Annotated in this window: 13 protein-coding genes; 1 reads left to right on the plus strand and 12 read right to left on the minus strand. The window is 59.7% G+C overall.

The annotated features are described in order from the left end of the window. Window positions 1-462: 462 nt before the first annotated feature. From gspF to gspG, 7 genes are all read right to left on the minus strand, one after another. Window positions 463-1,674, minus strand: a complete 1,212-nt coding sequence (gene gspF / locus M0814_RS01165; protein ID WP_103486396.1) for a type II secretion system inner membrane protein GspF — start codon at window positions 1,672-1,674, stop codon at window positions 463-465. Beyond that, window positions 1,674-3,080: a type II secretion system ATPase GspE gene (gspE, locus tag M0814_RS01170; RefSeq protein WP_103486397.1), complete on the minus strand. Its 1,407-nt coding sequence runs from the start codon at window positions 3,078-3,080 to the stop codon at window positions 1,674-1,676. Before gspE ends, gspF begins: the two co-directional genes overlap by 1 nt. Before the next feature lie 689 nt (window positions 3,081-3,769). Next, window positions 3,770-6,148, minus strand: a complete 2,379-nt coding sequence (gene gspD / locus M0814_RS01175; protein ID WP_103486246.1) for a type II secretion system secretin GspD — start codon at window positions 6,146-6,148, stop codon at window positions 3,770-3,772. Then, complete coding sequence (gene gspM / locus M0814_RS01180; RefSeq protein ID WP_103486245.1) at window positions 6,145-6,693, minus strand: type II secretion system protein GspM; 549 nt, start codon at window positions 6,691-6,693, stop codon at window positions 6,145-6,147. The genes gspD and gspM overlap by 4 nt, the downstream gene beginning before the upstream one ends. Beyond that, complete coding sequence (gspL, locus tag M0814_RS01185; RefSeq protein WP_103486244.1) at window positions 6,686-7,870, minus strand: type II secretion system protein GspL; 1,185 nt, start codon at window positions 7,868-7,870, stop codon at window positions 6,686-6,688. Before gspL ends, gspM begins: the two co-directional genes overlap by 8 nt. After that, window positions 7,867-8,820, minus strand: a complete 954-nt coding sequence (gspK, locus tag M0814_RS01190) for a type II secretion system minor pseudopilin GspK (RefSeq protein ID WP_103486243.1) — start codon at window positions 8,818-8,820, stop codon at window positions 7,867-7,869. The genes gspL and gspK overlap by 4 nt, the downstream gene beginning before the upstream one ends. A gap of 8 nt (window positions 8,821-8,828) precedes the next feature. Continuing rightward, complete coding sequence (gene gspG / locus M0814_RS01195) at window positions 8,829-9,287, minus strand: type II secretion system major pseudopilin GspG (protein WP_003225640.1); 459 nt, start codon at window positions 9,285-9,287, stop codon at window positions 8,829-8,831. A 148-nt stretch (window positions 9,288-9,435) separates the two neighbouring features. Between gspG and gspI the strand changes: the two genes are divergently transcribed. Further along, window positions 9,436-9,816 carry a type II secretion system minor pseudopilin GspI gene (gspI, locus tag M0814_RS01200; RefSeq protein ID WP_103486242.1) on the plus strand — a complete coding sequence of 127 codons (381 nt, stop codon included), beginning with the start codon at window positions 9,436-9,438 and terminating at the stop codon, window positions 9,814-9,816. A 37-nt stretch (window positions 9,817-9,853) separates the two neighbouring features. Here gspI and M0814_RS01205 read toward each other — a convergent pair whose 3' ends face one another. The 5 genes from M0814_RS01205 to M0814_RS01225 all read right to left on the minus strand — a co-directional run bounded on the left by M0814_RS01205 (window position 9,854) and on the right by M0814_RS01225 (window position 13,703). Continuing rightward, on the minus strand, window positions 9,854-10,234 hold the full coding sequence (locus M0814_RS01205; RefSeq protein ID WP_103486241.1) for a hypothetical protein: 381 nt from the start codon (window positions 10,232-10,234) through the stop codon (window positions 9,854-9,856). A 124-nt stretch (window positions 10,235-10,358) separates the two neighbouring features. Continuing rightward, a complete protein-coding gene (locus M0814_RS01210; protein ID WP_103486240.1) occupies window positions 10,359-10,748 on the minus strand; it encodes a hypothetical protein in 390 nt (129 codons plus the stop codon). Beyond that, window positions 10,741-12,084, minus strand: coding sequence for a hypothetical protein (locus M0814_RS01215; protein WP_103486239.1), 1,344 nt, complete (start codon window positions 12,082-12,084; stop codon window positions 10,741-10,743). The genes M0814_RS01210 and M0814_RS01215 overlap by 8 nt, the downstream gene beginning before the upstream one ends. A 348-nt stretch (window positions 12,085-12,432) precedes the next feature. Further along, window positions 12,433-12,792, minus strand: a complete 360-nt coding sequence (locus M0814_RS01220; RefSeq protein WP_095136351.1) for a hypothetical protein — start codon at window positions 12,790-12,792, stop codon at window positions 12,433-12,435. A 494-nt stretch (window positions 12,793-13,286) separates the two neighbouring features. Continuing rightward, window positions 13,287-13,703 (minus strand): hypothetical protein, encoded by a 417-nt coding sequence (locus tag M0814_RS01225; protein WP_103486696.1) that lies wholly within the window; start codon window positions 13,701-13,703, stop codon window positions 13,287-13,289. Window positions 13,704-13,879: the final 176 nt, after the last annotated feature.

The following is a 13,879-nucleotide window of genomic DNA, read 5'->3' on the forward strand; positions in this document are numbered from 1 at the left end:
CTTTTCAACGATGGTTGTGAACACAGGTTTTCAGGGGTCTTGCATGACACTGGGAAGACTCACCGCCGACCTTCGCAAGCGGGGTCCGTGGTTAAGTCGCACTGAGAAATTCGCAGTTTCCGGTGACAGATAAAGGAAAAAACCTCGGGAGCTGCGCGCCGATTTTCCGGCGGTTTTCTCGGGTGTTTGTGGGGGATCGCGAGGGGTCTGGATTGGGGGTTTTGCTGAAACGGGCTGCAGCCGTTGCGGGGTGGTTGCAGATGACAGAAAGGAGAACCCGAGGATGGGGGAAATGAGGGTCGGGTGATGCTGAAGTCCTGGTAAAACGTCTGAATAATTTATTGCCCTGATGGGCCTCTTCGCGAGCAAGCCCGCTCCCACAGGGGAACGCATTTCAAATGTGGGAGCGGGCTTGCTCGCGAAGAGGCCAGTCCAGACAACCTCAAACCCTCAGGCACACCACTACTGGACCAGTTGATTGATCTCAATGATCGGCAACAACACCGCCATCACAATCACCAGCACCACCCCGCCCATCACCACGATCATCAGCGGCTCCAGCAACGCGGTCATGCCCATTGCCCGCCGTTCGATATCGCGGGACAGAGTCTGCGCCGCCCGTTCGAGCATCGGCGGCAGTGCGCCGGTTTTCTCGCCGCTGGCGATCAGGTGAATCAATACCGGCGGAAACACGTTCTCCACCCGCAGCGCCGCCGCAAGATTCACCCCTTCGCGAACCTTGGCCGTGGCGTCGCTGACACTCAGACTCAGGCGATCATTCGATAGCGTCTGCCGCGCTGCCTCCAGCGCCCGCAATAACGGCACACCGGCACCGCCGAGAATCGCCAGGGTCGAAGCGAAACGCGCGGTGTTCAGGCCCAGGACGAAACGTCCGATCAGCGGCAATTTCAGCACCCGATGATGCCAATTCAAACGTGCCGCCGGATTGCGCAGGTACAGACGCCAGCTCCAGAAAGCACCCGCGATCAGCGCCGCACATAACCAGCCCCACGCCCGGATGAAATCACTGGCGGTGAGCATCGCCAACGTCAGCCCCGGCAAGTCCTGACGCGCCTGGGAAAACGCACTGACCACCTGCGGTACCACATAGCTGAGCAAGAAAATCACGATGCCGATCGACACCAGCCCGACCACGCCGGGGTAGATAAACGCGGTGAGAATCTTGCCGCGCAGGTTGTTGCGTTCCTCGATGTAGTCGGCCAGGCGCTCCATCACCTGCGCCAGATCACCGGACTCCTCCCCGGCGGCGATCAGCGCGCGGTAGATCTCCGGAAAATCCCGTGGCCGTGCGGCCAATGACTCGGCCAGACGCATGCCGCTGCGCACGTCGGCACGCACCGCGCTGAGGGTGTGGGCGATGTGCTTTTTCTCGGCCTGCTCCACCGTTGCGCTGAGTGCTGCTTCGAGCGGCAGGCTCGCACCGAGCAGACTCGCCAATTGCCGGGTGGCCCAGGCCAAGTCGTTATCCGACATCCGCGCACTGAACAGACCACCGCCGCCATGCTGGGCGACGTTGCTCTCCTTGTGCACCGACAACGCGGTCAACCCACGGCTGCGCAACACGCCAAACGCAGCGCCCTGACTGTCGGCTTCCAGATGCCCGGACTCGATCTTGCCAGTGGCGTCGGCGGCTTCAAAACGATAGCGATTCATCAGGCGTCCCGGGTCACACGGAGAATTTCTTCAGGGGCGGTGGCACCGCTGCGAATCCAGCGCTCGCCGTCCTCGCGCAGGCTGAACATCCCGGCCTTTGACGCCGCCGCACGCAAGGCCTGCTCCCCTGCCCCTTGGTGAATCAGGGTGCGGATGTCGTCGTCGATGCAGAACAATTCGTGGATGCCGGTGCGGCCGCTGTAGCCGGTGTGATTGCACGCTGGGCAACCCACTGGCCGCCACGTCCCCGGCGCTGCTGGGTCTTCCTGTTTGCACTCTTTGCAAAGGCGTCGCACCAGCCGCTGGGCCAGCACACCAAGCATCGACGAGGCCAGCAGAAACGGTTCGACGCCCATGTCGATCAAGCGATTGACCGCCGACACCGCGTCGTTGGTGTGCAGCGTCGCCAGCACCAGGTGACCGGTGAGCGACGCCTGCACGGCGATTTGTGCAGTTTCCAGATCGCGGATCTCGCCGATCATGATGATGTCCGGGTCCTGGCGCAGAATCGCCCGCAAGGCCAGGGCAAACGTCATGTCGATCTTGGCGTTGACCTGAATCTGGCTGATCCCCGGCAGATCGTATTCCACCGGGTCTTCGACGGTGAGGATGTTGCTGGTGCTGGCATCCAGGCGCGCCAGCGCAGCGTACAGGCTGGTGGTCTTGCCGCTGCCGGTGGGGCCGGTGACCAGCACGATGCCGTGGGGCTGGCGGATCAAATGATCGAGTTTGGCCAGCACCTGCGCATCCATGCCGAGGGTTTCCAGATGCAGACGCCCGGCCTGCTTGTCGAGCAAGCGCATGACAACGCGTTCGCCATGCCCGGTGGGCACGGTTGACACGCGAATATCGATCGGCCGCCCAGCCACACGCAGCGCGATACGGCCGTCCTGCGGCAAGCGTTTTTCGGCGATGTCGAGCTGGGCCATGATCTTGATCCGCGACACCAGCGCCCCGTGCAGCGCCTTGCGCGGCGAGACCACATCACGCAGGGTGCCGTCGACCCGGTAGCGCACCACCGAATGGGTTTCGAACGGTTCGATGTGAATGTCGCTGGCCTCGTCGCGCGCAGCCTGTGTGAGCAAGGCGTTGATCATGCGGATCACCGGCGCGCCGTCCTGAGTGTCGAGCAGGTCGGTGATTTCCGGCATGTCCTGCATCAGCCGGTCGAGATCCACTTCGTTCTCTGCCGCACCGACCACAGCGGCGGCGCTGCCGGTGTCGGCATAGGCGGTGGCGAGCAAGCCGTCGAGCTCGTCATCGCGCACGCGCTTGAGCGAGGTTTCACCGAACTGGCGCCGCACCTCACTGATCGACCAGCCCGGCGTCGATGGGCAAACGGTCAGCACACCGTCGCACAACAGAATGCGCTGGGCCTTGGCCCAGGCGTAGGGAAGCGCACTCATCTAAAGCCCTCCCCAACCCCAGGGTCTGGACATGTTTTTGTGGTGAGGGGATTTCTTGTGGTGAGGGGATTTATCCCCGATGGGCTGCGCAGCAGCCCCGAAACCTGACATCCGGATACATCTGACTCACCGCGTGCATAGGCTTTAGGGCTGCTGCGCAGCCCAGCGGGAGCAAGCTCCCTCGCCACAGGAATGTTTTTCAGCTTGCGGGCCGAGTTCATGGCCTTGGACCAAGCGCAGGGAAGCGCACTCATCTCAGAACCTCCCCAATCTCTCTGCCTGGAGGTGTTCCTGTGGTGAGGGGATTTATCCCCGATGGGCTGCGCAGCAGCCCCGAAACCTGACATCCGGATACATCTGACTCACCGCGTGCATTGGCTTTGGGGCTGCTGCGCAGCCCAGCGGGAGCAAGCTCCCTCGCCACAGGAATGTTTTTCAGCTTGCGGGCCGAGTTCATGGCCTTGAACCAGGCGTAGGGAAGCGCACTCATCTCATGCCCTCCCCAACTCGAGGGTCTGGACATGTTTTTGTGGCGAGGGAGCTTGCTCCCGCTCGGGGGCGAAGCCCTCGTAAATCCGGCATGCAGGGTGTATCTGGAAGAATGGGGTAGCAGGTTTTGGGTCTGCTGCGCAGCCCAGCGGGGATAAATCTCCTCACCACAGAGTAAATTTTCAGATTAATGGAAGGATTCAAAAGCGTGTGCTCCCTTCGATCGGCACAGCCTTGATCGTCGCTCTTGGCCCCGTCCCCGGTACCACCGCCGGTACCCCCTGCGCCGCCGTCGGCAACTGCGGCGCCTGCATGTCCGGCATTGCCCAGCTGCGTTCCGGTTGCAGCCCGCCCTGGGCGCGGCGCATGAAGTCGTAGCGGTTGAGGGTGATGCTGCGCCCCGCTTCGCTGTCGCGGATGATGTACGGGCGCAGGAACACCATCAGGTTGGTCTTGGTGATCGCCCGGCGTTCGTTGCGAAACAGTGCACCGATCCCCGGCAGCGTCCCCAGCCATGGCACCGCTTCGTTGCTCTGGCTGTAGCCGTCCTGCAGCAAGCCGCCGAGAACCATGATCTGGCCGTCGTCGAGCAGGATGCTGGTGTCGATCGCGCGTTTGTTGGTGACGATGCCCGCCGACGCCGCGCTGGCCGAAGCGCGCTCGTCGATGCTGCTGACCTCCTGATAGATATCGAGCTTGACCGTCCCGCCCTCGGAAATCTGTGGCCGCACATTCAACTTCAAACCCACCTCTTCACGGGTCACGGTCTGGAACGGGTTGTTGCTGGTGCCACCGCCGCCAGTAACGTAGCTGCCGCTGACAAACGGAATGGTCTGGCCGACAAAAATGCTCGCCGCTTCGTTATCGAGGGTCAGCAGATTTGGCGTCGACAGCACGTTGGTGCCGCCCTTGCTCTTCAACGCCCGGGCCAGCACTTTGAGGTCGAGGATCTTGCCGATGCCGGGAATGTCGACCGTGCCGTTGACGTAGCCGACGTTCAAGCCTTGCGGCAGCACGTCGAGACTGGTCTTGCCGTTGAGATTGATCCCTGACCCACCGAGGTTCGCCCCGCCGATCACGCCTTTGCCGCCGAGATTACCTGTCTGCCACTGCACGCCAAACTCGCTGGCATCGTCCTCGCCGACCTCAACAATCAGGCTCTCGATCACCACTTGCGCACGGCGCTGGTCGAGCAGGTCGATCACCTCGCGCAGGTTGCGATACAACGGGTCTGGCGCGGAAATCAGCAAGGTGTTGGTGGTGGCGTCGGCCTGAATCGTCACCCCGCCGGCACTGAACGCAACGCTCTGTTCACTGGCCTGTTTGCCGGCGCTACTGGTCGCACTGCTGCCCTGCGCGTAACTGCCGCCGGTACTGCCAGTGCTTGAGGTAGTCGAGGTGTTGCCACTGGTTTGCGTGCCGCTCTGCGCACTCGACCCGCCATTGTTGCCGTTGCTGCCCATGGCACTGAGCACCGAGCGCGCACTGTCACTGGTTCCGCTGTCGCTCTCGCCGGTGAGCAGTCCGCGCAAGGCCTGCGCGAGTTTCGCCGCTTGCGCGTTACGCAAATAAACCACGTGCAGGTTGCTCGGATTGCTCTGCGCGTTGTCGAGTTTGTAGATCAGATTGCGCGCCAGCTCGGTGCGCTCGGGGCTGCCGGCGCGGATGATGATGGTGTTGGAGCGCGGGTCGCCGATCACCGCGATTTTCTGCGTTGGATCGTTGCCCGGTGCGTCGAGCAGATCCGCGACCATCGGCGCGATGTCGGCGGCGATGCCGTTCTGGATCTGCACCACGTCGGTGTCGATCGCGCTCGGGCTGTCGATGGTCTGGATCAACTGGGCGACGCGGGTCAGGTTCTCGGCGTAATCGGTGACGACGATGGTGTTGTTGCCCGGGTAGGCATTGATCGGATTGTTCGGCGATACGATCGGGCGCAGCACCGGAATCAGGTTCACCGCGTTCTCGTATTGCAGGCGAAAGGTGCGTGTGAGCATGCCGTTACCGGCGGGTTTGTCGGCGCTGTAGATCGGGCCGCCGAGCAGTTTCGCATCGGCCTCCGGCACCACCTGCGCGACGCCACCGACATCGACCACGCTGAAGCCCTGCATGCGCAACGCCGCGAGCAACATGTCGTAAGCCTGCCGCGCCGGCACCTGACCTTCCGAGACCAGCGTCAGGCTGCCCTTGACCCGAGGGTCGACCAGAAACTGCTGACCGGTCGAGCGCGACAGCGCACGCACCACCGCTTGAATATCGGCATCGACAAAATTCAACGTCACCGGCTGATCACCCAACGGGTTGCTCGCCAGCGTGTTGCTGCGCGGAGCCGCGCCACTGCGCGCACGCTCAGTGATGTTGTGCATCTGCCGTGGTTGCGGCGCCGCTTGCGCCTGGGCGCGTTGACGATCGAGCAGCGCATCGCCGCTGCGCTGGGTGTTGGCCAGTGGCCGGCCGAGTTCGCTGTCCACCAGCAATGGCGGCTGGTTCGGCGGCGTGGTGGTGTTGCTGCACGCGCTCAACGCCATCAGCAGCATCGGCAACGCCATGCGCGCCGGTTTGGATCCTGACCCCTTCATGAAGCTTCCTTAGCGCCCAGCGCCTGATCCATGCGAACGGTGCCTGACAATGTGCCGGCAGTGACTTCGGTCGAAGCGTTGTCGGCGCGTTGCAGACGGGCCTCGACCACTTGCAGAGAAAGTTGTGCCGGGGTGCTCAACAGCCAGTCGAGCACTGCATCGGCCGGCGCCGCGTCGAACGTCAACTGCCACGCGCCGGCCTCCCCGGCCTGTAATTGATAGTGCCCGGCCAGACCGCTGGCCTGCAGGGTCTGCTCAAGAGACTGCTCGATGATTTGCCCCTGCGGACGCACGCTGACCTCGCGCAACAGCACTTCGAGGGCTTCGGTCTGGGCGCGTAACTTCGGGGTTTCGGCTTGCCAATAGCTGATTTTTTTCAGCGGCGGCTGGATCAATGCGACCCACGCCAACAACGACAACAGCACCACCGCCATGCCGCCGACCATGCGTTTTTCGCGCAGGGCCAATGCTTGCCAGCGCACTTGAAGCTGCGCGCTGAAACCCTGCCAGCGGGCGCGATAAACCGCCAGCGATGCCTTATTCATCTTCTGCTCCGCTGTCGTCAGCGCTTTCGTCGGGGGTGCTGACTTCGTCACTCGGGCGCAACAGCCAGCCTTCATCGTCAGCCGTCGCACTGATCCCGGCCTGGGCCAATGCGGCTTGCCAATCCTTGTCCTTGTCATTGGCGCTGCGTCGGGCATCGGCCAGCAAACTCAACTGCAACGTGCCATCGACAAACGTCAGGCGCTCGACCGTGCCGGCCATGAACGGCATGCCACTGCCGGCCTGCAACACCAGCCGATTGAACGGCTGCGCCGGGTCCTCCGCCGCGCCCTTCTGCCGCGCCGCCAATTGCTGACGCGCCTGTTGCAACGGATTGAGGATCACCGGCAACTCGGGAAAGGCCTGCTTCACCCGCAGCGCCATCTGCGCCTTGAGCTGCTGGCCCTGACTGGCTTCGCGGGCGGCATACAGGTTCAAGCCGATGACCCACACCGCCACCGCCAATGCGCAAAGTCCCAGCGCCCGGCCCCAACCTCGATGCTCGCTGCGCTGCTGTTGCACCGCACCCTGCAGGCCCCAACCGGGCAACGGTCCGGTCCAGCGCTGCGCCTCAGCCATCGGCAATTGCGCTTGCGGCGGTGGCGCCGAACCGATCCAGTGCAGCGGCGTGCCGCAGGTCAGCAGCCAATCGCCAATCTCCTCGTCGAACAACGGCTGCACCCGCGCCACCTGCACGCTTTCGCGCAGCAACAAATGGCCGTCCTGCCGACAAGCCACCGTGCCCGGCAGCACCGGCAAGCTGTACGCCGCCGGGTACAGACCGCGTAGATTCAGACCGGACTGTTTCAGCAGTTGCCCCAGATGCTGCAAGCGTTGACGCGGCGCCCAGGCGATCTGCACCTGCCCCGCTTCATCCCGCGAACTGTGGGCGATGTGCATGTCATTGCTGTCGCCGAGCATCAAGGCCTGCGCCGCACATTGCACCGCCGCTGCGGTCTTGTTCGCCGGCAGCGGTGGCAAGTCGATGCTCGCCAGCAGGCTGTCCGCCGGGTGCAGAAAAACGCTGAGCGGTGGCTGTTTCGCTAACTGCCCCAGTTGGCTAAAAGTCTGGCGCTGCTCACGAATGACCTGCCCCTGACGGTCCAGCCACGCGCAGTCCATTTCACTGTCGAGACTCAACCCCGCCAGTGGCGGCAAACTCACACGCAACTGACTCATACGCCCACCCGCGACCAGATCACTTGCGGCAAGCGGTCCTCGCTGCGATGCAGCAACGCATCGAGGCTGACCCGACGCTGATCCCGCCGCGCCTCGCCACGCAGACGAAACCAGTCGCTGGTGATACCGACCTTGACGCTGGTCAGCTCCAGGTTCGGCATGCGCAAGCGGTTGACGAAATCGCCACGGTTGATGAACCAGCGCCCGGCATCGCGCTCATTGATCAGCGCCTGCGCGCGCTCCAGTGACAACCCCGGCACATACGCGGCCAACACCGGTGCAGTGGCGGTATTGCCATTGAGCCAAGTAGTCGCCGGAATTACCGTGAGATACGGCGCCAGTTTGCCGATGACCGCCTCACTCACGCCCTCGACGCTGCGCAAGTCATCAATACTGCGCAGCATCGGCAACTTCGGATTCTGCGGTTTACGCGAAGCATTCGGCGACGTGGCACGGCCACTGTCAAAGGCGTTTTTGCTTGCGGTGTTTTCGGCAATCTGCGGATTCAACAGATACGGATAAGAGCCAATCACCCGCTGACTGATGCGCTGACTCAACCCGGCGCTGATACCGATCAACTCGCACAACCGCTGAAACGCCTGCACCTGCGCCTCATCGACACGCTCGTTAGCCACCAGATTGCGCAGGTTGAACTTGCCCTGCTCATCCTCCAGCCGCCCCTCGAAACCTTGCGCCTTCAAGCGCTGCGCCCACGGCTGATCGAGCCGGGTCAGCGGATCACGCTGCCGCGCATCCCAGAGCAATTGCCGGCTGATCTCCAGCCCACCGTGCAACAACCAGCGCCCCTGCACCCGCTGCTGATCCGCCTCCAGCGCGCGGGTCGAAACGCTCTGCCGGGTCAACATCCCCGCCGCAATCACCGCGACCACCGCCGCAATCAACAGCGCACTGATGATCGCCATCCCCTGCTGGTTCGATTGGCTATTCATCACCGGCCTTACAGCTGCCAGGAACCGATATCGGCATTCACGCCGTCGCCGTCAGGCTGACCGTCGGCACCGAGGGAAAAGATATCGATCTCGCCATTCGCGCCGGGATTGAGGTACTGATAAGGACGACCCCACGGGTCATTCGGCAAACGCTCCAGGTACGAACGCCAGTTGCTGTTCTTCGCATCCGCCGGACGCTCCACCAGCACTTTCAAACCCTGACTCTGGCTCGGATAAGTACCGTGATCGAGGCGATACAACTTCAGCGCCTGCATCAAACCGCCAATATCCTGCTTGGCCGCCGTGGCCCGCGCCTGATCCGGCCGATCCAGCACCTTGGGCACCACCATCGCCGCCAGAATCCCGAGAATCACCACCACCACCATGATCTCGATCAGGGTAAAACCCTGCTGCCCACGGGGCATCCGGCTCGGTCGTCTGGGCTGTTTGAACTGCGCGATATCCATCTCGACATTCCTTTGGCTTGATTCGATTCGACGCGCAGTGTTGCAAGAAGATATGTCAGGGATGTTGAAAATCCTCGGGAGTTTTCGTCGTCAAGCCGTCAAGGACGCGGGTTAGGGTCGAGGGCTGTGTTTTGGTTTTGGGCCTTTTATGCCTACGCGCTCCCGAGAAAGCGGATTCACCCTGATTGAAGTGCTGGTGGCGCTGGCGATCATTGCTGTGGCGATGTCGGCGGCCGTGCGCGTGGCGGGGTTGATGACGCAGAGCAGCGGGATTTTGCGGGATCGTTCGGTGGCGATGATTGCGGCGCAGAGCCGAATGGCTGAGCTGCAACTGGAAGGCCGATTGCAGACCGGTGTGAAAGCCGTTGATTGTGATCAGGGACGGTTGTTGTTGCGGTGTGAGCAGGTAATCGCAGCTGCCGAAAACGGCCGACTGCTCAAGGTCGGCATCCAGGTCTTCAACCGCAACCAGGACGCCCCGCCCCTGACCCGCCTGGAAACGTTGCTCAGCCGGGCCGAAAGTCCCTAGCCCTTACGAATCGCCGAACCGTCAAAGACACCTGCTCCTACAAAAAACCTTTGTATTTCCCATAAAGCCAAATCACCCACGATGCACCGCACACGACATAGCTGACATGAAATGGACTCGTCGCCCAGAACCTGAGTCCGCTGGGCAGGCGTTGAACGGCATCGATCAGCAAGGGTTCCTGCAGTTGGATACTCTTGGATGTAATCAACTGGCTGACAGCGGTCATCCGCTGAGTTCTCGAGTAAAAACTTCCCCCTGATGAACCACAGTCCATGGATAGGTACAGCCACTCATCAAAGTGTTTTTCCAGAGCATCGAGTTTTGTATAAACGGCGTAGAAAATCATTGCGCAGTTGATCACGCCCAGCAGGATCAGCGCCCCACATGCCCAGGCAAATACTATTTCGGTGATTTCCATTATTCGGAATACTCATGAGTTTCTTGCCCTGAAAACTCACCATCATCAAACATCCTTTTTCTGTCTCCACGGCACCCAGACGGCTCGCGATAGCACTTGATAGACGACAGGTTTCTCATGGTGCTTACTCGAACAGTCCTAAATATTCCGCCCAACCATACAAAGCCAGAATTCCCAGCAGAGAAAATGCATTCAATCGATATGGAATTTCGACCCACCGCCGCAAATTCAGCGGAAGGCTCTGGACATCTTCGAGCGCGCTCGGATTATCCAGCAACAGGCGCGAAGGACGTTTACGAAGCAAAGCAGTGATCAGGTTGAGCCTGTACCTTCGCGCCCAAAAACCGGAACGTCCCTTCTGAGGGCAGTTGTGGAGCAGAAAGCAATTTTCAAGGTGCAATTCAATTTCGGAAAGCTTGAAATACCCGACATAGATCATCACCAGAACGTTGGAGATGATCAGCACCAGTAACGCAATGCCAGTGGCGGCGAACAGAAGTTTGATTTCAGTCATTTGAGGTTGCTTCGTAAACGATTTCACCGACGACATCGCCGATCTTAGATCCTGTATTGCCTGCTACAGAAGCTGTCGCGCCGCTGATGACGAGGACGCAAATAACGCCGCCAATGCCTCGTGTTTTTAGTGCAACACCTGCGCAATACTCCATTGTGAGCGGTGCGGTATATGTGGTTGCCGCGAGAGTTGTTCCAACGTTACCTGCCAGTTTGCTGCCTTCGATGAATTTAACCTTCTGGCATTCTTGATCAGTACCGGTACGGCACACTTCGTTGATTCGTAGAGTTGCCGCCCCTGTTGCTAAACCTATTCCGACGTAACCTCCGATCTGCATGAACTTTGCCGCCCGCGCAACGCCAACGATGTTGGACGCATATCCCGGCAACTGAGTGGGACCTCCCGCTTTATCCCAACGGTGAATGGTTCTTCGAGTCGACAAACCCAATGCTCTTTTAAGCTTGGGGTGATCGGCAATTCCGGTTCCCTTGCGTACCAGCGCCCCAAGGCCACCATCAAGCTTCGTCAAGATCCGTTTGCGCTGTGCAAAAAAATCCGGCGAGCGAAGATGCCCGTATTGCCGATAATGCTGCTGGTGCAGTTGCTCCATATCCTGCAAAGCTTTTTTCAACCCATCCAGATGCTGGCCGATCATATAAGAGGCAATCCCCAGCGACCCCGCCGACACCTCCAGAAACGGCTCAATGACCTCATGATGCTCAACCATGAACGAAGCTTCTTCATCCGAAAGGTCTTTCAACGCCTCGTTCACCTTCTCCGCAGCGGCCATCATCTGCGCTTCTTCGCGCCGGCACATATAGTTGCGAGAGTCACTGAACAAGACCATTTGCCCAGGTTTGACCCGCTCACCGAGGTGTCGATTGAGTGAGCGGAATTCGCGAAGCAGTGAATCGCCAGGCCTTATTTCGTACAACTCCCGTTCAAGCGCTTCGAGCGTCATAGGTTTCTGAACGATGTGGAAACCCGATTCGGCGGGTTGCGGCAAGGTATAGGCGTGTTCCTCCACCAGATGTTGTGCGGGAGGAGGCTCGGGTTTGGGGTTGAAGGCGCTCCAGGAGGCACCGCTGCTATCTGCAACCTTGCGCGGTTTCACTACTGCCCACTCACCGTTATGCACAGCATCGATGAGTTTTCGCTTATTCGCGCCTTGCCTGTAGTTGGAACGATGCAGGCCCATGGCTTTTAACAAGTCGTCGAATCCGGGCAAGTCGTCCGGGCGATTCATTGCCTGTCGGAATTCTTCCATGGCTTGATAGGAATCAAGGATCTGGTCTCGCTGACCATGCAGCTCGCTTTGAGGAATGAGTCTGGCCACGTCCGTCTCCAGTTCTGAAAACGGGGGACTTTGGCGAACAGACTCAACTTTGAATGCAGGATGGATCGCTGTTCGTTGTAGGGGAAATCCGGTTTTCTGACTTGCAGACGCCGCGCTCAAATCATCAATGTTTTATGGCGGCTGTGCGTGGCGGATCGGCGAACTGCGTGACAGAGGGGAGCGATTTATTTTCCGAGAATAAATCCGTCACCTCTGTCCCCAGCTCCCAACGGTTTCAGCGACTTACACAAAATCTGTAATCAACATAAATCCCTGTGGGAGCGAGCCTGCTCGCGAAGGCGCCAGAATGAACACCCGATCAATCACCAGGTGATCCCGACACCCGCATCACCCCGGCAATTGCAAATTATCCAACGCCCGATTCACCGCCAACTCCCCCAACATGATCAACTGCGCAATCCCCGCCAGCGCGTGCCGCTGCGACACCGGCAACAAGCTGGCGATGTTCTGCGCGAGGGTTTTGGCCGAAGCGAGTGTTTCACTGGCATCCACCAGCAGCTCTTCGGTTTTGTTGTCCGCCGTCACGGCATACATCCCACGGGTTTTACGCGGCGGCGGCGTGGAACCGGGCGGACAGAGGTAATGGTCGAGCGCGCGATCGGCGGCTTCGTGGAGTTTTTTGGAATCGATGGATTCGTAGGGGGAAACCGAGGCGGTTTCGGGTGGGTTGGGTGTTGGTTTGATCATGGTGAAGCTCCTTGAGAAATGGAGCCGTCAGCCATCGCTGCTAAACGAAGAGGTGGCGGCTTTACGCGGGTTAGCAGACCAGGCTCAAGGATCCCGGCGCACCGAAGTGCCCCACGCAAAGCCACCATAACGTCATGGCGGAACCTGCGTGCCTTGAAAATTGGCGAGCTGCTAAACCCGGTCACTGAACATTCAGCGACCAAACCACAATAGAACCCGCCCCTAAGGCGCACAAGCCGGCGGATTCTGGCGTAGCTGTAGGCAATGGCGCAAGGATGTGTAGCCTGGGAGAGTGTCTGGAGATGTCTTTTTAAACGGTGGTGTTTATCGAAATCCCACCGCGTCACCTCCCCCCTTAAATAGATACGGCCCTATGCTCCCTTACCATGGTGTCCCGATACGCCTGCCCCCCCTTGGAGATGGACGGACCGAGTTGTCAGGTTCGACACATGTTCATCCGTACCCACGTTTTGCTCGCCTACAGAGCTTCCAACTCACGGCGTTATCGTTTCACAAACAAGATCCTGAGGCGCACCATCCTTAAATGGAACAGTACATTTTTTTAGAAACTCGGGGGCCGGCTCAAGTGGCATTATCTCAAACAAGAAAGTCAGTTTATCTTCTTGAAACTCTCCCTTTTTCAATTCAACTTGAGTGTATCCGTCGAGAAAACTTTTGCCGTCAATGGAGCACAGCTCTTTTTCTTTAACTATTTTCCCGTTACCCCCTGGCACGAGCGATTGCACCCGTATGCACGGAGAATCGAATGTCCTCAAATATCTCACGATATATTTGCCTACTTTCCCTGCATCTGCCTGGTAGACCCGCTTGTAGTCAAACTCAGCCGCCGTCGCGGATGAAAAGCAAGCCAAACCGAAAAGCGTGTAGGCTGCGAGACGTAAAGTACGCATTAATTACTCTCCAAGTAACGATTTCTTTCGGCGAACCTGTTTGGGGGCACGCCTACCCAATTGATATGCTTCGACATTTCTACTTTTATTAACCACACGAAGACGGCACGGTAATAATCAACTGTTCCCACAGGTTTCAGCGTTGTACACAACATCTGCAATCAGCATAAAACCCT

Source organism: Pseudomonas sp. MWU12-2020 (assembly GCF_023100605.1).
In the GTDB taxonomy this organism is placed as follows: domain Bacteria; phylum Pseudomonadota; class Gammaproteobacteria; order Pseudomonadales; family Pseudomonadaceae; genus Aquipseudomonas; species Aquipseudomonas fluorescens_H.